21 protein-coding genes are annotated in these 19202 nt (G+C 40.6%); 10 read left to right on the forward strand and 11 right to left on the reverse strand.

Annotation, left to right across the window (positions count from 1 at the left end):
* Complete coding sequence (locus SJ2017_RS04875) at nucleotides 1-915, reverse strand: LysR family transcriptional regulator (RefSeq protein ID WP_080915055.1); 915 nt, start codon at nucleotides 913-915, stop codon at nucleotides 1-3.
* Between the two features lie 143 nt (nucleotides 916-1058).
* Between SJ2017_RS04875 and SJ2017_RS04880 the strand changes: the two genes are divergently transcribed.
* Complete coding sequence (locus tag SJ2017_RS04880) at nucleotides 1059-1499, forward strand: PACE efflux transporter (protein WP_080915056.1); 441 nt, start codon at nucleotides 1059-1061, stop codon at nucleotides 1497-1499.
* Nucleotides 1500-1556: 57 nt separating this feature from the next.
* Here the strand turns inward: SJ2017_RS04880 and SJ2017_RS04885 are convergent, their stop codons facing one another.
* Nucleotides 1557-2045 (reverse strand): hypothetical protein, encoded by a 489-nt coding sequence (locus SJ2017_RS04885; protein WP_080915057.1) that lies wholly within the window; start codon nucleotides 2043-2045, stop codon nucleotides 1557-1559.
* A 234-nt stretch (nucleotides 2046-2279) separates the two neighbouring features.
* On the opposite strand from SJ2017_RS04885, the gene SJ2017_RS04890 reads away from it, so the two are divergent.
* The 3 genes from SJ2017_RS04890 (at nucleotide 2280) to SJ2017_RS04900 (ending at nucleotide 4631) form a co-directional block, all read left to right on the forward strand.
* The gene (locus tag SJ2017_RS04890; protein ID WP_080915058.1) at nucleotides 2280-3299 is read left to right on the forward strand and encodes a M14 family zinc carboxypeptidase; all 1020 of its coding nucleotides are present in this window, start codon (nucleotides 2280-2282) and stop codon (nucleotides 3297-3299) included.
* A 59-nt stretch (nucleotides 3300-3358) separates the two neighbouring features.
* Nucleotides 3359-4117: an alpha/beta fold hydrolase gene (locus SJ2017_RS04895; protein WP_080915059.1), complete on the forward strand. Its 759-nt coding sequence runs from the start codon at nucleotides 3359-3361 to the stop codon at nucleotides 4115-4117.
* Nucleotides 4118-4256: 139 nt separating this feature from the next.
* A complete protein-coding gene (locus SJ2017_RS04900; RefSeq protein ID WP_055024855.1) occupies nucleotides 4257-4631 on the forward strand; it encodes a hypothetical protein in 375 nt (124 codons plus the stop codon).
* Between the two features lie 11 nt (nucleotides 4632-4642).
* Here the strand turns inward: SJ2017_RS04900 and SJ2017_RS04905 are convergent, their stop codons facing one another.
* Nucleotides 4643-5014, reverse strand: a complete 372-nt coding sequence (locus SJ2017_RS04905) for a thiol-disulfide oxidoreductase DCC family protein (protein ID WP_244899773.1) — start codon at nucleotides 5012-5014, stop codon at nucleotides 4643-4645.
* On the opposite strand from SJ2017_RS04905, the gene SJ2017_RS21845 reads away from it, so the two are divergent.
* Entirely contained in the window at nucleotides 4964-5098 is a 135-nt protein-coding gene (locus SJ2017_RS21845; RefSeq protein WP_276328898.1) for a hypothetical protein, read from the forward strand. The two genes, SJ2017_RS04905 and SJ2017_RS21845, sit on opposite strands and share 51 nt — an antisense overlap.
* Before the next feature lie 137 nt (nucleotides 5099-5235).
* Here SJ2017_RS21845 and SJ2017_RS21850 read toward each other — a convergent pair whose 3' ends face one another.
* Nucleotides 5236-5370 (reverse strand): hypothetical protein, encoded by a 135-nt coding sequence (locus tag SJ2017_RS21850; RefSeq protein WP_276328890.1) that lies wholly within the window; start codon nucleotides 5368-5370, stop codon nucleotides 5236-5238.
* A 575-nt stretch (nucleotides 5371-5945) separates the two neighbouring features.
* On the opposite strand from SJ2017_RS21850, the gene SJ2017_RS04910 reads away from it, so the two are divergent.
* A complete protein-coding gene (locus SJ2017_RS04910; RefSeq protein WP_080915061.1) occupies nucleotides 5946-6938 on the forward strand; it encodes an alpha/beta fold hydrolase in 993 nt (330 codons plus the stop codon).
* Between the two features lie 247 nt (nucleotides 6939-7185).
* Nucleotides 7186-7416, forward strand: a complete 231-nt coding sequence (locus tag SJ2017_RS04915) for a hypothetical protein (protein WP_156003158.1) — start codon at nucleotides 7186-7188, stop codon at nucleotides 7414-7416.
* 121 nt (nucleotides 7417-7537) lie between these two features.
* Here SJ2017_RS04915 and SJ2017_RS04920 read toward each other — a convergent pair whose 3' ends face one another.
* Nucleotides 7538-8428, reverse strand: coding sequence for a LysR substrate-binding domain-containing protein (locus SJ2017_RS04920; RefSeq protein WP_080915063.1), 891 nt, complete (start codon nucleotides 8426-8428; stop codon nucleotides 7538-7540).
* A 191-nt stretch (nucleotides 8429-8619) separates the two neighbouring features.
* Here SJ2017_RS04920 and SJ2017_RS04925 point away from each other — a divergent pair, with 191 nt between their 5' ends.
* Entirely contained in the window at nucleotides 8620-9582 is a 963-nt protein-coding gene (locus tag SJ2017_RS04925) for a TDT family transporter (protein ID WP_080915064.1), read from the forward strand.
* On the opposite strand, the gene SJ2017_RS04930 is transcribed toward SJ2017_RS04925, so the two are convergent.
* The 4 genes from SJ2017_RS04930 to ppiC form a co-directional block, all read right to left on the reverse strand.
* On the reverse strand, nucleotides 9579-12032 hold the full coding sequence (locus tag SJ2017_RS04930) for a penicillin acylase family protein (protein WP_080915065.1): 2454 nt from the start codon (nucleotides 12030-12032) through the stop codon (nucleotides 9579-9581). The genes SJ2017_RS04925 and SJ2017_RS04930 overlap by 4 nt on opposite strands.
* A gap of 157 nt (nucleotides 12033-12189) precedes the next feature.
* Nucleotides 12190-12906 carry a YccT family protein gene (locus SJ2017_RS04935; RefSeq protein ID WP_080915066.1) on the reverse strand — a complete coding sequence of 239 codons (717 nt, stop codon included), beginning with the start codon at nucleotides 12904-12906 and terminating at the stop codon, nucleotides 12190-12192.
* Between the two features lie 123 nt (nucleotides 12907-13029).
* Nucleotides 13030-13692, reverse strand: a complete 663-nt coding sequence (locus tag SJ2017_RS04940) for a sulfotransferase family protein (protein WP_080915067.1) — start codon at nucleotides 13690-13692, stop codon at nucleotides 13030-13032.
* A gap of 143 nt (nucleotides 13693-13835) precedes the next feature.
* Nucleotides 13836-14114: a peptidylprolyl isomerase PpiC gene (gene ppiC / locus SJ2017_RS04945; protein ID WP_065109995.1), complete on the reverse strand. Its 279-nt coding sequence runs from the start codon at nucleotides 14112-14114 to the stop codon at nucleotides 13836-13838.
* Between the two features lie 173 nt (nucleotides 14115-14287).
* Here ppiC and SJ2017_RS04950 point away from each other — a divergent pair, with 173 nt between their 5' ends.
* Nucleotides 14288-14917, forward strand: a complete 630-nt coding sequence (locus SJ2017_RS04950) for a DsbA family protein (RefSeq protein ID WP_080915068.1) — start codon at nucleotides 14288-14290, stop codon at nucleotides 14915-14917.
* A gap of 173 nt (nucleotides 14918-15090) precedes the next feature.
* Here the strand turns inward: SJ2017_RS04950 and SJ2017_RS04955 are convergent, their stop codons facing one another.
* Both SJ2017_RS04955 and SJ2017_RS04960 read right to left on the reverse strand, forming a co-directional pair.
* Nucleotides 15091-15318, reverse strand: coding sequence for a cytochrome c3 family protein (locus tag SJ2017_RS04955; RefSeq protein WP_055025796.1), 228 nt, complete (start codon nucleotides 15316-15318; stop codon nucleotides 15091-15093).
* Between the two features lie 396 nt (nucleotides 15319-15714).
* Nucleotides 15715-16356 (reverse strand): SOS response-associated peptidase, encoded by a 642-nt coding sequence (locus SJ2017_RS04960; RefSeq protein WP_080915069.1) that lies wholly within the window; start codon nucleotides 16354-16356, stop codon nucleotides 15715-15717.
* A 434-nt stretch (nucleotides 16357-16790) separates the two neighbouring features.
* On the opposite strand from SJ2017_RS04960, the gene SJ2017_RS04965 reads away from it, so the two are divergent.
* Nucleotides 16791-19028 (forward strand): acyl-CoA dehydrogenase, encoded by a 2238-nt coding sequence (locus SJ2017_RS04965; RefSeq protein WP_055025794.1) that lies wholly within the window; start codon nucleotides 16791-16793, stop codon nucleotides 19026-19028.
* The last annotated feature ends 174 nt before the right edge of the window (nucleotides 19029-19202 follow it).

A 19202-nucleotide genomic window follows, 5' to 3' on the forward strand; every position in this document is an offset into this window, starting at 1 on the left:
TTAGTGGTTAATTTGGAAGTTATTGTGTAAGATTTGCTGGTTCATATAGTCCTTAATCAGCACCATAGCACGTTCATAAACTGGGCCTAATGGATGGCGGCGACTAGACAAGCAATCGACAGTGTTTATCCAGCCGTTGGGTTCGTAATCAATATCGAGTTTGATAAGCCTTCCTTGTTCAATGGCGCTTTGCACCATCTCCTCAGGCAATATCGACCAACCAATGCCTTGCTGAGTTAATTCATTAATGATGTTGTGATTGCTGGCATACCAATGTTGCGAGCTAATACCATTGCTAAACCAAAGCTCTTGCCCTTGAGTAGCACGAAGGACTACCTGACGATGATGGCGAAGGTCTATATCTTTAATGCCGTGCATGTTTGATAACGGATGCTCAGGCGCCGCCACCGTGATAAAACGTGTATAACCCACCGTAGTAAAGTCAGCTTGATGGTGGATTTTCCCATCCGCGTAAACAATGCCGATATGAGCGCTACCTTCTTCAATGAGTTTGCCGATATCTAGTGTCGATTCAGCAATGATTTCAATATTGGTGATAGGAAACTCATCAGCAAGCAATGCCAGTTGCCCCAGCAGTGCAGGGCTAATTAGACTTTCTTCAATGGCGATGACTAGCTCATGTTCATGTTGCTGCTCAAGCGAGGCAATTTTTTGCTCTAAATGGAGTTGTTGCAGCATCAATGCCTTTACTACAGGTAAAAGGGCTTCACCTTCAGATGTCAGCTCTGGAATATTTCCACTTCGGTCAAATAAGGTTTGATTGATACTAATTTCTAAATTGGCGATCGCTTGGCTAATGCCTGATTGAGCTCGGTTGAGTTTTCTTGCAGCAGCTGAAAATGACCCTGTTTCACATACTGTAATAAATATTCTTAGTTGCTCGAAACTATACATTGTCCGCTCTCAATCTTTATCTCAATCCTGTTAAGGTATCACTATTCGTGATGGCTGTTAACTTTTGTTGATGGATTAAGCTTGCCATAATCTCGCTTGTTTTCAGCTATAGAGTTGAATCTATAGCATCAGCAGAGGTTAATATGTCTACGTTAGAGCGTGTGTTTCATGCGGTGTTGTTTGAGTTTTTGGCCATTATTGGTTCCGTGATTGGATTGATGTTGTTTACTGAACATGAATTGGCTTCCCTTTCAGGAACCATGATAGCTATTGCGACTATCGCCATGGGCTGGAATTTTGTATTTAATCTTGGATTTGACCGTTTCTTTACTGGAGCTCGTGAAAAGAGAACCGTAAAACAGCGAATAATACAAATTGCCTTGTTTGAAAGTGGCTTATTAATACTGACCATTCCTGTGATGGCCTATATTTTAGAAATTAGCCTGATAGAGGCTTTTTGGCTAGATATCAGTGTGACCTTGTTCATCACAGTCTATGCCTATGTTTACAATTATGCTTATGATCATATTCGCGCCAGCATCATCAGTAAACGGCAAACTCATGAGCCCTTAGAGCTATCATGATATTGCCGCTTACTAAGCGCATGTGCATATTGTCGTTAGTCGTATGCGCTAAAGGTGTTACTTTGGCGCATCGGCTTTTTTACTTGCGACCACTTCAGAAGCCAGCTTAACAATAGGAACTAATGCGGCGATTCCTCCTTCACTAAAGGCTTTAATATCTTTGCCAATGCGCTGCATTCGCTCGACCGTAATGGTGACATCTTCAGCAGTGTTCGTGAGTTCTGTTTTGAGGCTGTCAGCAAGTGCATCCCTAATTTCCATAGCAGCGGCATCAGGTTGATGATTTGAATGGGAAAGAAGCAATAATCCAGGAATAAGTGTAAATGTGCCGTTCAAGGCCACTAACCACCATGCTTTTTGTGCATATATGCCTAGGTCAGCAATGCTTAGATAAATAGCGACATTTAGTGCTAATACGGTTAAGGCAAAAAAAGACATGGCAATGGCCAGTAAAAAAGCGGCTTTGCGTTGATGTTTAAGCTCAGTTTTTAATAAGCTTTTTTCAAGGCTATACAGCATTTGAATTTTTTCAAAATCCATCTTCATGTTGAGTCCTTTTGGAAAATTCTGTTGCAAAAACTAAATAAAAATATTTAGTGAATTTAATTTGTTATGGCAATCAACTATAGCTGAGTATGGGGGAAATGTAACTTTGCTCGCTGATATGAGTCATTTAACGATAAAACATTCAACGCATTACCAGTGTTTGTCATCAAGTTGTATTACTGCCTCAATAACCTTATGCCAAGGTGACAAAAGTAAGTTAATTAGGCATAGAACATGGGAACGTTTTCGTTTGAGCATTCTTTTGAAATAGACACTTTGCAGCGGCTGATTGCTAAACACCAAGGGCTATTTCGTCACCAATCATTATTTGATACCCATTATCGAGGAAAGCCGCTTTCAATTACCGCAATTGAGCTTGGACATCAAGAGTCACCTTGCCCGACAGTGTTGTTTGTTGGTGGTATTCATGGGGTAGAGCGCATTGGCGCCCAAGTCGTATTGTCATTTTTAGACAGTTTATTGAATCGATTAGCGTGGGATAAGCACTTACAAATCTTGTTAAAGCAAGTGCGGTTAGCTTTTGTACCAGTGGCTAACCCTGTGGGCTTTTTACAAGGCTCACGCAGTAATGGTAATCATGTTGACTTGATGCGTAATGCTCCCATCGATGCTGAAGAAAAAGTTACCTTCCTAGTCGGCGGACACCGCATCAGTAGCAAGTTGCCTTGGTATCGTGGTCAAAATGGCATGGAGGCAGAAACTCAAGTATTAGTCGATTATGTGCGCGAGTTACAGAGCACCAGTACCAGTGTCATCGCGCTAGATGCGCACTCTGGTTTTGGCTTAGCAGATCATATTTGGTTCCCTTATGCTCATACTCGCAAGCCCTTTGAAGGTATGGGCTATATCTACCATTTAAAGCAATTGTTCGACCGTGGTTATCCGCATCATGGGCATTATAAAATTGCACCGCAAAGTCACTATTATCAAACCCACGGTGACATTTGGGATTATCTAGCCAAGGCCAACCCAAGTGACAGACCGTTCATTCCATTGACGTTAGAAATGGGTTCTTGGGCGTGGGTGAAGAAAAACCCAAAGCAAATTTTTAACTTTTCTGGTTATTTTAATCCGCAGAAACCCCACCGTCACCACAGGATATTGCGCCGTCATGTTGTATTGATGCAATTTTTGATTGAAGCGGCTTTTTCCCAGACCCTCGAAGGAATCAGCGCCGAGCAATATTTAGGTTTACAAACTGATGCACAAAGGCATTGGTCTAAAAAACGTTAAGCGATATATTAGTGTCACTATAGTTTGTCGGTAGGTTAAATTTCACACTGAGGTAGTCGATGGCAACGTGGGTTTTACTGCGAGGGTTAATGCGAGATAGTCGTCATTGGTATGGCTTTGATACGCAATTACGTCAAGCGGGCATTAATTTGCTGACACCTGATGCCACTGGCAATGGGGAACTTGCTGATAGAAATAGTCCGTTAAATATCCGAGATTATTGCGATGATATCTGGCACCAAATAGATAAAGGCTTAGCTAAGAACCCAGAATATAGTCGAGAGTTAGTGGTCGTTGGCGTGTCGATGGGGGGCATGATCGCATTAGAAATGGCAAGACAACGTCACAAACAAGTACGTCATGCTGTATTGATTAATTCAAGTGCAGCTAACTTATCTCCTTGGTTTCAGCGCTTTCAGTTAATGCCATTAGTGAATGCTATTTGGCATCGCCATAAAGCAAAAGAGTTAAGTTTTGTAGAATCCTGCGTGCTTAACTACACCACAGTCACTAAAGCCCATGATGAAAAAGTCATTAAAGATTGGGGAAACATGCGTAGTCAATTACATACCCGTATACTTAATGGCGCAAGGCAGATATATGCAGCTGCTCGTTACCAGTGTTCTTGGTTTGGTCACTGTAAAGTGAGTATTATTGTGGCGAATCAAGATAAGTTAGCTAACCCTAAATGTAGTGAAGCATTAGCCAAATTTTATCACACTGAATTGTTGCGTGTAGATCACTGCGGCCATGACGCAAGCCTAGATCAGCCTGAACAAATACAACAGCTTATTGAAATGGCGTTATCAAGGTCTTGATTTATGCTTTAGCGTTAATTGAGTCAACCTTGCTTGAGGTCACTGCTTTTGCTTATTACTGATTGCTGTGTGCTAGATAACGTTAAATTAATCAAAACACAGTATAATCAAAGCTAGGTTATGTTGATTGGAAGATGATGTGCTGACAAAAATACTAGTCACGTTATTAGTTATAGCGGGGGCTTTTGCCTATATTCGCAGTGGTCGAGGCACTAAAGTGAGCAACAATGATAAGTTGCTGGCAGGTGAAAATTCACCTTTTTTCAGCCGTGTTGTTATTTACGCCATGATTGCGGTATCCATGTTGGCCTCTGCTGGATATTGGGGCTGGACCTGGTATGACGATAACACTATCGTTGAAGTCACGATTTCCTCTCCAGTTGAAGCCATGTCTGCTAGCTATCAAGTTCGCAAAAAAGACATTGAAGCCCAGCGCATCACCACAGTCGATGGTATTCAAATTCGATTATCAAACCAAGAACGGTTAACGGTAAAAGCAACAGAGAGTCAGTAATAGCCGGTAAACTATTGGTCTAAAAACTTATGCTGTAACGCAGCTGTTGGTACCATACACGCCTGTTTTTTACCAAATAGACAGTATCGATTTTTGGCAACTAAACGATAGGCGTAATCCCGAATTCTCTTGGGTAACACGCTAAACCCCCTACATAAATACCAAAATCCAGATATATCTTTTGTTATCTCTAACGCTGCATCACTGCGTAAAAAAAACTTATCACCTTTGATTAGAATAAATGAATCATTACTGACTCCCTCCAACTGATGTTTGGCGATTAGCGATTGTGCTGTTTGGCTTTGCATCGGGGTGAACAAAAACACATCTTTATGGTCACGTTGAATGATAAAGCTAACCGCACCATTGCAAAGATTGCACACGCCATCGAAGATAATAATATGCTTTGGGATAACCTATTCCTTATGGAGTTAGAGATGGTGATTAAGAAAGGAGGAGTTTGTTAATGCTCAAATATTATCATATCCGGGCTTTTAGATTTTATTGGTTTAGATAAATGGAAACTTGTTAGTATTCCCCCAATTAAAGCACCAGCCGACAAAGTGTTGAGGCTTTTAATTTGCGTTGAACTGGGGAGTTGGATTTAAGCTTTTTCAGCTATAACTTCTATTTGAGATAAGCCTTTAACTAAAATATGGGTTTGATAATAATACTTATCGGTTCTTTTCCCTTTAGAGTAAAACTCTATTTTTTGCCTTTTAGCTTGGCCTTTTATCATGATTTATTTCGTTAATTCAATCTCTTAACTTTATTGTTGATTTAATTTAAATCAGATTATTAGCTAATAATCATTCTTTTCCAATCCACAAAAATCTCGTAAATGTCTTCAGCAAAGGGGGTATTTATATTTGTGGATCAATACCTAACACTTTCTTGGTATTTCAATCGGGACGTTTATCTTACTGACACTTTGGCTTTCTAATGTGAATTTAACCGTAATAGTAAATAAGCTGCCAACCCCTAATCCTTCTGAGACTGAGCTAATTCACACCTTTGTCTGTTTAATACTGTTATACCAGTGCGAAATTATGAGGTGATAAGTTGCCATAAAGCAGTCTCGTGAGGCAGAGTCTTGTTCTCGTTCGCTAAATTTTTACGCTGATTTGCATTGCTAAAAGGCGAGACTAGGCATTAAAGTGAGCAACATTGATAAGTTGCTGATAGGTGAAAATTCACCTTTTTTTAGCCGTGTTGTTAGTTAACCTTGTACAGCTCATTTTTTCTGAAATTGTATGAAAATGATGTAAAAATAGCATTCCCCTACTTATAAACCATATAAAGGAAGCGTTTAAAATGATGAAGTACCTTCTTACTATGCTGTTTGCTTTTTCTGTGTCTTTACAGGCATATGCCGCCACTCAAGTTACATATAACAAAGAGCTTGATGGGTTCGAGTATCCATTTCAAGTCAATACTTTTGATTTCAACTCTCAGAATCAAGATTTACAAATGCGCTATATGGATACAGGTAATAAGAGTGCAAAGAAAGTTGCTGTGTTATTACATGGCAAAAACTTTTCTGGTTATTACTGGGAAAAAGTAGCTAAAGATCTATTAGAGAAGGGCTATAGAGTCGTGATACCAGACCAAATTGGATTTGGTAAATCAACTAAACCAGCGTTTTATCAGTATAGTTTTGGTCAGCTTGCCTTAAATACGAAGTTAATATTGGATCATTTAGGGGTTGAAGAAATAACGCTTGTAGGCCATTCCATGGGAGGGATGTTGGCGACAACGTTTGCCGTTAATTACCCTACATTGGTGAAAAAGCTTATCTTGATAAACCCAATTGGTTTAGAGGATTATGGTCAGTATGCGCAATTTAAAGACGTAAACTTTTTTTATAAAAGAGAACTCGCAAAGACGTTAGACAAGGCTAGAAACTACCAGAAAAAAAATTATTATGATGGTAAGTGGTCTAGTGAATACGAACAACTTTTAGTGCCTTTAAAAGGAATGCTAGCTGGGGCAGATTGGGAAGCGGTTGCTTGGAATAACGCATTAACTTACGGGCCGATTTTTTCAGAAAATATTGTGGATAGGCTTTCACAAGTGACCAGTCAAACATTTTTGATTATTGGTACTAGAGATACCACAGGCCCTGGTAGAGGTTGGCTTAAAGATGGGGTAACAAAGACGTTGGGTGATTATAAAACGCTGGGTAAACAGGCTAACAGCCTAGTTAAAGGTTCAGTATTGTTTGAGCTTGAAGGGTTAGGTCATATGCCGCAATATGAAGATTATGATGTTTTTATAAAAGCTTTTAATAAAGCACTTGAGCACTAGTCTTTAATCTAACAAGGTGAAATAGCTTATGGGCAATAAATAACGTCATACCTATTTCATCTTGCATAAGATTAACGGTTTTTACACTAAGGCGTTTTCATTTTAAATGAGTTTGTAGCGTGTATTAAAACATGGATGTAGCTCATACAGCGACAAATTAAGCATAGTAGTCAGTTAAAGGGAGTTTAACGATGGCACTTTTTCTATTTCAATTGGGGCAATAATATTCTTAGTATCATTAATTTGGATGATGTTATATACCCAATTATCTTCGAGTGATAATGCATTATTTGTGGCTATGGTGGGAATGCTACCGATTATATTCGGTTTATTTATTGTGATTCCAAGTACCTTATACCGCACCATTTTTGTATTAATAAATAAACCTAAGCAATCATTGATAGAGAATCATTTTAACGATGGCTTAGCAATGACACTGCTGTTTGGGGCTGCCTTAGTGGATATTATTTTTCGATAACTTACTGAAAATAGCAGTTCTATTCTTGACTTTCTACCGCTATCACCATTCGCCTAAAACCATACTTTTCAGCCTATTTCATAGAGGGGAAAGCCTTATATCAATGACTCTATTTTTGTTGTTACTTGCCCCAATTGACGCAATATTCAATAAAACGTTTGAGTGGCGGGCTCTGATATTTGTCTTTGTGAAGTAATACCCAAAACTCTCTTGGCATTTCAATCGGGACATTCACCTTGCTGACGCGTTGGCTTTTTAATGCATGCTGGGCTGCGATATTCGATAAGCAGCCAAACCCAAGTCCTGCAGCCACGGAATTGATCAGTGCCTCTGTGGTATTAAGTTCAATACTTTGATGCCATTGTTTAATGTGTGGGGCTAAGTTTTGAATAAAACTGTCCCTAGAGCCTGAGCCTTGCTCTCTGAGTACCCACTCACTGTTTTCAAGTTCTGATAATGCAACATGTTCTTTTGCTGCTAATGGGTGCGATGGAGCACAAATAATACACATGGCATCGCCACTAAAAGGCACCGCAATGATATCAGGGTGATGTGGCTTACCTTCGATAAGACCAATATCGAGTTCATATTCAATGAGTTTTTGGCAAATATGTGCAGAGTTTGAGACAAATAAACTTTGGGTTTGCTGGGGGGTTATTTGCTTAAATTCGCTTAATATACTCGGCGATAAATGATTACCTATGGTATCACTACTTCCGACCCGTAAAACGCCTGATAAGCCTTGGTCTTGGTCAAACACATGATTGATGTGTTGTAGGCGGTTAATTAACTCATCGGCCAAGGGGAGTAATTTTTTGCCTTCTTGATTCAAGATTAAGCGATTATTTACTCGGTCAAATAATGGGTGGCCGAGTTGTTTTTCTAGTTCAGCTAACGACAAACTGACAGCCGCTTTTGAGACAAATAATGTTTCAGCAGCAGCGGTGAGCGTTTTGTGCTGAGTAATCGCATTGAAAACATTGAGCTGTTTAAACGAGATATGTGCTGACATAACGTGAGCCTTAGTGGTTTATAAACCTTATTATAAACGGTTACCCTAATTGTTAAGTAAATCTTAACCTAGGTTTTAAAATGTTAGATATAAATAAACGTTTAGCAAGCGTAAGATCAACTTAATTGAAAAAGACAGCTCGTTTGCTCCAATGGTTTTTGAGCAAGTAGCTCAACGACATTGAGGTGATTATGTTACAAACCGCCAAAGTTAAATTGCTTGCAGCACCAACACCTATGGCTGGTCTTGCACTTGGCATTGCGAGTTTAGGTTGGTGCTGGGAAAATTTTGCAGACATTCAAGGATATGGTCAGTTACTTGGTGCCTTGCTAGCCAGTGTGTTGCTGCTGGTGTTGACCGTAAAATATTTAATTCATTCTGACACCCTTAAAGCTGATTTAGCTCATCCTGTGGTCGGCAGCGTTGTGCCAACTTTTGCGATGGCCTTGATGGTCGTATCAAATGCGTTGGGGCATTACTCACTGATTTTAGGTGATAGTTTATGGCTTGTGGGTCTTGGGTTACATGTCGTCTTTTTAGTCACCTTTATCTATCATCGCGCAAAGGATTTTGAGCTCCACCACATGGTACCAAGTTGGTTTGTGCCACCCGTTGGAATTATCGTTGCTGACGTATCGTTTTCAGGTACAGGGGCGCTTAGTTTATTGGCAAATTCGGCATTAATATTTGGTATGTTGGCTTATGCAGTAATGCTGCCGATGATGATTTATCGCTTAATGTTCACCCATGAAGTCCCAGATGCCGCGAAACCAACAATTGCCATTTTGGCCGCGCCTGCCAGTTTGTCGTTAGCGGGATATTTAACGGTAACAGCGTCACCATCACCACTTATTGTTGCTTTACTATTTGGTATTGGCGTGTTGATGACAGCGATTATTTACTTAGCTTTTTTCAAATTACTGCAGCTCCCATTTAGCCCAGGTTATGCGGCTTTTACCTTCCCGATGGTGATTGGTGCGACAGCGTTATTTAAGATGATTGAATGGATGCAAAGCATTGGCATGGCCAGTCAATATATTCAGCAAGTACAGTTACTGGCAACGATTGAGCTAACCATTGCTACGCTAGCGGTGAGTTATGTGGCAATCAGATATGCGTACTTTTTTAACAGCCAGCGTCATTTAACGGTTTAATCTGCCGTTGACTTAACGGCTTCACTATTTTGGGTATCTGATTGAGCCTCAGTTATATCGGTTTCAGTTAATGAACCATGATTATCTTTTAATGGCTCAATCATCAAGGTGTGCTCAATCTCAGTAGGTAATAATGGTGTATTTTGATGTGTCACATATTGCTGATAACCACTTCGGTAGTAAGGTGACAAAGGATGACCCGATTGCCCCCCAGGTATGGTCATAATTGCATCTTGCTCAGCACCTGGCTGCACAATAAAGCGCTGTGAAGCACCAAACGATTTACCTTGAACTGCAGGCATAAAGCTATCACCAAAACCATCAACACTTGGCATATCTAACCAACGACTGAGTTGAGGGATCTGTTTTGAAAAAGGGTGTTGGATTAGTAGTTGGTTGACCTTTCCCCAGCGTAGATCTGATAGCTTTTGATGCTTACTATACTTGGCGAATAAAGCCTGTTTGGCATCGTTATATACGCTTAGTGCAAAGGCCTGCCAATGAGGTTGAGCTTTAGGTAGCCAACTGGCTGGTTGCTGCTCGATGATTTGCCACATTGGGGTTTCAAGGTATCGTTTTATCACTGACAAGCCGCTTTCTCTTTCTTTGAGCTCTGTTTCGATAGGGGCAAATGTTTGATCTATTAGCGCCGTTCTAAAGTGTCTGACTAATGTGTAGCCCACTGAATCAGCACAAGCGCAGTGGCCCCAATTGGCAATCAGTTTTATGTCTTCGGCATATTCAACAGGGTATTCACTCAATATTTGCAGTAAATATTGCTGCCAAGGTGCTAAAAAAAGTGCTTCATTATCGAGCTGTAACTGATAAAAATCGGCTTCGCTAAAGTTGGAACTTGCTAATAAGCGATCACGTATCTGTACGCCGCGAGCGCCAAGCGCATAACCGCCATCTCCAAAGCGTAATTGCTCTTCGCTAGATAAAACGCGAGAGTTTGCTGTCCATATACGTTGGTTATCAGGATTTATCACCTCAGGCATAACGGCTTGTTGCAGTTGCCATTTTGAAGATTGAAAATTGCTTGGTGACTGGGCTGTATTCGAAGGGTTGTCACGAGCGGGAACTGCCCCTGCGATTGTCCAGCCTGCATTACCTTGATTATCTGCCAGCAACATATTTTGTGCTGGGATCCCAATTTCTGTTGCAAGTGCGCTGGCTTGCTCAACAGTCTCTGCGGTTTCTAATGACAATAACGCCATGTTAACCGCGTAATCAGCATGCCCCACCCAAGATAGTGCATAATTAACACCGGCTACTGTTTTTACTGGACCAAATTCACTAACTTGAATCGTATAGTTCACTTGATCGTTAGGCAGTTCGATAGGCTCATATTCAATATCGATTGCTGTATCAGGGCTAATTTCAATCCAGTCAGCCGTGTCGATGTAACTGTTGGTAAAGCCCCAAGCGAGTTTGCCATTAGAACCAACGACTATCGCAGGTGCGCCCGGAAGGCTTACTCCTGTGATTTGGTGTGATGATTTATCTGAAACAGGTGGATTAGATTTTGCTGAATCTTGAGCTGCACTTGTTTGGTAATTGAGTTGTGCACGATACCAAATAATGGGTACCGCAAAGGATAAATGCATGTCATCGGACAACATTGCGCGGCCGGAATCGGTTAATTGCCCCGTTACTGCCCAATTGTTACTGCCTACTTCTACTGGTTCTTCAATCGCCTGAGTTATCGCACTCAGTAAAATATCGTCCTCGAGAGCGGGAATATCTCCTTGATACAGCGGTATTTGGCTTTCATCTAAGGCGGCTTGGTGATGACTTGGCTGGATTAAAAAATCGACCATTTCGTTGCCAAAGGCTTGCTGCAATTGGGTTAACGCCATATCACGTTTAATTGTATTACCTTGTAAATCTAAGTACATACTATAAATCACTAACAAGCTGTCAGTTTCATGCCATTCTCGTGGGCTAGACTGTGTCAGCAAGTACTCAAATGAGCGCACAGTTTGTTCTGCTAATGCATGATTTACCCCTTGGGTATATGCACTAAGCATGGCTTTATCTTGCTGTGGTAGTTGCTCAAAAATGTTTTGTGCTCGCATTCTTAATTGATGAAAACGTTTGTTTTTATCCAATTTAAGTGCGGCTTTGCCAAATATTTCAGCCAATTCGCCAGCGGCATTTCGGCGCAATAAGTCCATTTGAAAAAATCGATCTTGGCTATGTGCATACCCCAAAGCATAGGCTGCATCTTTGCGGTTACTGGCGGTAATGATTGCGGTGCCTAATGTGTCTCGTTCAATGGTTAGTGGAGCTGAAATGTCGTCACTCACTACCGTGGCTGATAACGAGGGCATGCTTAAACGCAGGGTGCTATAAATAGCCAGAATGATAATACCGACTAGCAATAACACTATGGCTAGTGAATATTTGGTGAACTTAGATTGTAAAACCCGGTTAAGGCTAAAAGACATGATTTCTTACCCAGTAAAGTGAACCTGTCTATCATAACCAAGGTTATCGAATTGTTAAAAGTGATTTTTGAATATAGTGTGTAAAAAAGCAAAGTAGAAAGAATCAGTTAGCCTCACTTTTGGGTAAAGCTAACGGTTTCGAAGAAGGCGGGTTGCGTTACTGACTTATTTTGGCTTTAAACTTCGCTTTGGTTTCTGCATTGGCTTTGTTGTACCAGTAATCCAGCATTTCACTGATTTCAGCTTGGTCTTCAGCAATTGATTTTGGGGTAATCACCTGTGGTTGAGCAGGCGCAACTGTACTGGCTGACGCTACGTTAGTCGGTACTGTGTTCGTTGATACTGTATTAGTTGATACTGTGTTAGTCGGTACTGTGTTCGTTGGTGCAAATGCAGCAACCGAGGCAAGCTGTTGCGTTTGATTGTAGGTGAGTAATTCTTCTTGATAATCTCGACCTAGCTGTAATCCATCCTTACGTAAAATGTCGGCTTGATATGCCACTGAATTACTTTGATTACTGCTCAGAGTGACTGATGGGGTTTTATTGAATTTATTCGCTGCATTTTTATTGCGAATGCTAGGTAGCGATAATTCATATTCAGCGTTATTGGCATCAAAGGTTAAAATGACAGGGTCTGAGTTAAACTGGGTTTGCATGCCACTATCGCGGTAATTGATGACGTAGCGAAACACGATTTGGTTAGTGCCTTCTACTAAAGTGACTTCACGGCCGCCATCAAACGTCTGGCCATTCAATACTTTGACTTCGGCACTGCTAGGCAATTTCAATATGCTGGCAGCAAAAGACATAGGGCTGACCAGTGATAAAAATAGTGTGATAACGAGTGTAGTGAAAAGTGGCTTAGAGGTCATAGTATTCTCATTTAGGCAAGGGGAGCTAACGCAGCTTGTACCTTGTATTAATGTATAAAAGCTCTGGTTAAGTTATAGCAAATCTTGCGATAGTTACATAATGACAAAATTGTTATTTAGCGATTAATGACTCAAGCCTAGCTTTTTATAATCAAAGAACTTTCTATGTTCTGGACCTGCCAAATTAGTATTAACCTTATTAGGGTGCTTATGCTCGCCCCAACTAGCCACATGCGTGCCGACATTTAACACAGGAAAACTGTGGTTAAGGCTGGCATTAATACGATTTTCGCTTACTCCAATAAAACGCAGTAGTTGCGTTAGGCTGTCTGGTTCGCTTAGTGTAATTGTGAGTAAATCATCACGCTGCGCAAAATAATTGAATACACCTTGCTGATGCCTTAGATAGCATGCTTTAAGCCGCGCTTCATCGAGTAAGTTGTCAGCGTTAATATCCCCAAAAGTTTGTTTAAAGCTACGTTTTAATATTGGATGAAACGTGCCAGTTTTTTCTAGCAAGTTAGGTTTCATTTTAGTGAGTAACATTTGAATTGAGGATACCCACTTATCAAGCGGCCTATCGATATAAACAAATTTGGCATCAGGAAACAGCTTGTCTAATTGGGGATAATCACAAAAGCAAGGTACATCGGATACCACATCAGCAACTTCAAAGGCACGTTTAGTGAGCCCAATATGGGCGACTTTAAACCCGTAATCTAATAATGCAACACTGACGCTGGTGGTGCCAGTACGTGGCAAACCAATAATAAAAACTTTACTCATAAATGCACTCAGGTTGGCAAAGGGCGATATAGGGAAGGTGGGCAAGTACCATAATGACTGTCACTTCTTATGCTTGTATTTGAGGTCACTGCTTGCAGCATTAGGCATTGCAACTATCAATAAGTAGCCAGCCGAACTTTAACTTAGGTTCTGTACAGCACTTTTATGACATGCCAACCAAATTTGGTTTTAACAAGGTGAGGTGTGATGAGTTCACCTGTAAAGCACACTTTATCAAACTGAGGTACCATTTGACCTTTTTTGAACTCACCTAAGTTACCGCCATTTTTACCCGATGGACACGAAGAGTGTTTCTTGGCGAGCACATCAAACTTGGCGCCTTTCTCGAGTTGTTTGATTAAATCTTCTGCTTGTTGCTTATGTTTAACGAGAATGTGCAAAGCAGCCGCTGTTCTGGCCATGATAAATACTCATTTTGACGGGTTGGAGATGAATGACGGGATTATAGCGTGATTTGCCTATGAGCGGCTACAAATGGCGTTACACTTTAACCTTGTCCGTTATGTTGTAGATAGAGCAAGGATATTTTAAGCTCGAGAACTATCCCTTATAAACTGATAATTAAGCGTATTTTATGACTTCTGATACCACAAAACTTAAATATGTGTACGACCCTATGTGTAGTTGGTGCTGGGGGTATCGACCCGCTTGGATAGCACTCAAACAGTTAATCGCAGAGCATGATAACGATATCGAAATTGAGTATTGTCTAGGGGGATTAGCAGCAGATTCTGACGTACCCATGCCTGATGAGATGCAGGGCTTTTTGAGCCAAACTTGGCATAAAATTGCAGCGCAATTAGGCACTGAGTTCAATCACGATTTTTGGCAAGTGTGTCGCCCTAGACGTTCAACCTATCCTGCATGTCGCGCCTGTATCGTTGCCAGAGACCATGGCCTTGAGCAGCAAATGATACTGGCAATTCAAACTGCCTATTATTTAGAAGCAAAAAATCCATCAGATATTGATACTTTAGTGGAGGCAGCAGACAGTATTGGCATTGAAAGTGCTGCTTTTAGTAAAGCAATCATGTCAGATGAAGTCAATCAAAGATTGATGGCAGAGCTCACCGCAGTGCATCAACTGCCAATAAGAGGCTTTCCATCATTAGTGCTCGAATATAAAGGGCGAAATTACCCTATTGCGCTCGATTATCGGGAAGCGCAAGTGACCTTTAATGAAATTAAGGCATCGATGGCCTAGAAAGGGGGGGGAGCTTGATGTGCTGGTTAAGGCCAGCTTAAATTGGGATATAAAAAAACCAGCTGAGCAATCAACTGGTTTTTATTCTCTTACAGAGATAACACTTGATTTAGTGAACGAGCAACGTCAAATCTGGTAAAAGACAGTTGCTGTAAATCAAGGTTTATACGAGATTAAAGCTCGTGACAATCAGCACATTCAGTGATTGTTAGGTCAGGAGTGTGCAAGTCTGCATCTAACTCATGAGCGTCAGCAAAGCTGTGACAATCATTACAAGTTTCGATGTTTGCTTCCATCTCAGCATGCTCTTCAACGTTGATTTTCTCGTGACAATCTACACAATCAACAGCAAAAGCAGAACTAGCGAAAACTAGTGTAGCGATCATAGCTAAATATTTCATAGTAACTCCATCATCAGTTAAGGGGCTTTATCGCCCGTGCTAAGTGCCAAATTCGGCCTTAACAAATCGCGCATAATCAATGTACAACTATCTTAATGAAAATAAATCCGTTACTTCAAAACTAAGAACACTGAAAATTGGTTAGCACATTTTAATTTATTGTTTAAAGCAATCTAATAAAATGAAAAAAGGCTGATTTCTGTCTAGAATCTTAAGCGCTTTCTTAAATTCCAAGTACTTTACTCAGCTACCATCTTATTGATTTAACTTAATTGAAACTTAAAATGGCCTGCAAAGCCAGTATTTTGCATTTTCTAGCATACTTATTTCTCAAGGTTGTGATCTGCTTAATAAAATTCTACATTTTTTAAATGTGTTTTGAGTAATGGTTGGACTTCAAATTTGTGTTGAATCAGTGATTTTAATCCAATGTTCAGGCAATGGATTGATGAGTTCAGACAGATTGTCGGCTGGCTGAGTTAGCCAATGATTTATCTGAGTTGAGGCGATAAATAAGGGCATTCTGTGGTGATACTGAGCACACTTAGTATTGGGTTTAATCGTTAACGTCACGACTTGTTGCCGATCGGGATACATCACGCCAGCCATGAATAATGGCTTATTTCCCGCATGAGAAAAGCGGTATTTGTGCTTTTGTTGCTGACTTGAAATAGGGCGAGTATCAGCGCCGTTTACCAGTTCTTGGTCAAGACTCAATATGTCTGTTGTCGGTTCTTGTCGCCATTCAAACCAACCACTACAAGGAATAATGCAGCGATGCTGAGCAAATGCGCTAGAAAACGTTGGCTTTTGTGAAACGGTTTCAGCCTGAGCATTGATAATCAGTTTTTTCGACCAGTCAGGCTGTATTCCCCATCGCTGCTGGCTAGAAATGATTTTACCTTGTCGGTGACTAAGCGTCGTAATGGGATCGGTGGGACGTAAATCAAGGTTATCTTGAATCGTCAGCGGCTGCTCGAATAGATTGTCTAAGGTTGACTGCATTCCACTTAGTAACACCTCAATTCTACCGCACATTGGTTGTCTCCTTAGTCCCCATACTTTGGCACGTTATCACTGTAAGCTGCTGTTGGTTATTTTTCCAATCATTTTCGGCGATGTATGTAAGGTTTGCGTTAATCTCATCGACAGGGCTTATTGCGTATTGTTCAAATTTAATCGCGTCATTGAGTCAATAATCTCTTCCTATTTTTGACTCGCTATTTTGAAATGTCTCAGCCTAAATAGCATCGTTTTTGCTTAAAAAATGCAAAAATTCAAACGAGCGTATAAATTTTTTAATTTTTTTTCATTTCAGCGTACATGTGTAAGTCTATGAAAAGTTGGTAATTATTTTTGTTAGCTGCTTTGTTACTGTAAATAAAGGCTTTATTTTTGAATTAGAATATTTGATCTAATTTGTTTTTTGTGACGTAATGCACACTATTATTCTGGTCTGATGAGTATGAACTATGAGCATAAGAACAACATTTAAAAAAGTACTGCCGAGTATTTCAACGACTGAACAAGAAGCGTTAGATGCTGGTGACGTGTGGCTTGAAGGCTCTATCTATCAAGGTATTCCTGATTTTGCTGCATTGCGTGACATTCCTAATGCGACCCTGTCGGCGGAAGAGCAAGCTTTCTTAGATGGCCCTGTGCAAACTTTAATTGAAATGGTCGATGATTTCGATATTCAAAACGGGAAGCATTTGCCTGAAGACGTACTCACTTTCCTAAAAGAAAATAAATTCTTCTCTCTGATTATTCCAAAATCATATGGCGGACTCGAGTTTAGTCCATATGCTAACTCAACCATTGTTGCGACAATAGCGGCGAAAAGCTCGGCTGTTGCAGTAACAGTAATGGTACCTAACTCCCTAGGCCCAGGTGAGTTGTTAATGCATTACGGTTTAGATAGCCAACGTGACTTTTGGTTACCTCGTTTAGCTAACGGGCAAGAAATCCCTTGTTTTGCATTAACAAGTCCAGAAGCAGGTTCTGATGCCGGTGGTATACCAGATATAGGTACTGTCACTATGGGCGAGTACGAAGGTAAAGAAGTACTTGGCTTATCGGTAACTTGGGACAAACGTTATATTACCCTAGCACCTATTGCGACAGTATTAGGCTTAGCATTTAAAGTTGAAGATCCTCAAGGTCTATTAGGCGGTAAAGAGCAACTTGGTATTACTTGTGCGTTGATCCCAAAGGCACATCCAGGTGTGCAATTAGGTAATCGTCACGATCCAATGGGTTGTCGTTTTTATAACGGTACGACACGTGGTGAAAATGTATTCATTCCAATGGACTTTATTATTGGCGGCCAAGACAATATTGGTCGTGGTTGGCAGATGCTTGTGAGCTGTTTAGGTGCGGGCCGTGGTATTTCGTTGCCTGCATTAGGTGTATCAGTGAGCCAATGTTCATTTAAATCGTCTGCTGAATATGCTGCGGTACGTGAACAATTCGGTTTATCAATCGGTAAGTTTGAAGGTATTCAAGAAAAGCTTGCTGATATTGCTGGTAAAACATACTTGCAAGAAGCGATGCGAGTGCTGACAACGGAAGGCTTAGGCCTTGGATTAAAGCCATCAGTAGTCACCGCGATTGCGAAATACCATATGACTGAGTTAGGCCGTGATATTTTAGATTCAGCGATGGACATTCAAGCGGGTAAAGCGATTCAACGTGGTCCTCAAAATACGCTAGCATCTGGTTATGTTGCACAACCAATTGCGATTACGGTCGAAGGCGCTAACATCCTAACCCGTAATTTGATGATTTTTGGTCAAGGTGTGATGCGTTGTCATCCTCATTTACAAAGCATGGTTGAGTCTATTCACAGTGATGCAAGCGATGCGGATAAAACCTTTAATCGTATCTTCAGACAAACCATTGGTTACAGTGTTGGAAACAGCCTACGTGCATTTAAATTAGGTTTATTACCATTTACTGCGCCAGCTCAATCAACGCTTCCTGAGGTTGTTGGTTACGAAAAGTCGGTGCATAAGCTGGCATCTAAACTCGCTGTATATGCCGATTTCTCGTTACTTGTATTAGGCGGTAAGCTGAAACAAGCTGAAATGCTGTCAGCACGCTTAGGCGATGTGATGAGTTATTTATACGCTGCAATGGCATCAATTCGTTTTTACGAGCAAAAAGTGACAACTGATGAGCGTAACGAAGCAAAGCCTTATTTTGAATACGCAACGCGTTGGGCATTATGCAAAGCGGAAGAAGCATTATTGTCTTTCCTTGAGAATTTCCCATCGAAGCCAACACGCCAGTTTATGCGTTTAATTACCATGACTTACTCAGGCAAAATGGTCAAAGTGAACGATGATTTAGTACGCGAATTAGCTGAACAAGCGCAACTAGATACTGCTTTCAAAAAGCAGCTGACACATCTTGTTAAACCAGTAGCTGGTGATGGTAATTATATTAATGAGCAAGCTTACCTTGCTAAAATGACCTGTTTACCATTGCTTGCTAAAGTCAAAAAAGCACTTAAACAACGTGTATTTAAAGCGGGTGTTCGTTTTTCAATTACCCTTGATAATGCATTAGATGCCAAAGTCATTAGTGCAGACGAGCATAAGTTGCTTCAAGATTACAACTTAAAACGTGAACGTGCGATCCGTGTTGACGAGTTTGATTTTGATTTAAATCTTATCTCTGATAAAGCGGATTTAAAAATCGCTAATTAATTGTTCGTTTCATTACGTTGAAATAAAAAGCCGCTAATTAGCGGCTTTTTTGTTGGCTCAAACTGTGCGCTGAATGAGTTTGTTGTCGATATTTCTTTGTTTGTTTTTTAACCTGATCACAGTTTGGTTATCTAGTTTCTCTATTTTAAAAACAAGCTTACAAAGTTTGATCTA

Origin of the sequence: Shewanella japonica, assembly GCF_002075795.1 — a bacterium.
Taxonomy (GTDB): domain Bacteria; phylum Pseudomonadota; class Gammaproteobacteria; order Enterobacterales; family Shewanellaceae; genus Shewanella; species Shewanella japonica.